Annotated in this window: 1 pseudogene; it reads left to right on the forward strand. The window is 69.7% G+C overall.

What is annotated here, in order from left to right:
• Positions 1–422 (forward strand): annotated as a pseudogene (locus DSY14_RS28185) (succinate--CoA ligase subunit alpha); the annotation flags it as partial.

Genomic DNA, 422 nt, shown 5'->3' on the forward strand with positions numbered 1-422 from the left:
GTCCAACGCCGGCATCATCCCGGCCGACATCGCCAAGCCGGGCCGCATCGGCCTGGTCTCGAAGTCGGGCACGCTCACCTACCAGATGATGTACGAGCTGCGCGACATCGGCTTCTCGTCCGCCGTCGGCATCGGTGGCGACCCCATCATCGGCACCACCCACATCGACGCCCTGGCCGCCTTCGAGGCCGACCCGGACACCGACGTGATCGTGATGATCGGTGAGATCGGCGGCGACGCCGAAGAACGCGCCGCCGCGTTCATCCAGGACAACGTCACCAAGCCGGTCGTGGGCTACGTGGCGGGCTTCACCGCACCGGAGGGCAAGACCATGGGCCACGCCGGCGCCATCGTCTCCGGCTCCTCCGGCACGGCCGCCGCCAAGAAGGAGGCCCTGGAGGCCGCCGGCGTCAAGGTCGGCA

The sequence above is a fragment of the Nocardiopsis sp. MG754419 genome (genome assembly GCF_018207095.1).
Classification (GTDB): Bacteria; Actinomycetota; Actinomycetes; order Streptosporangiales; family Streptosporangiaceae; genus Nocardiopsis.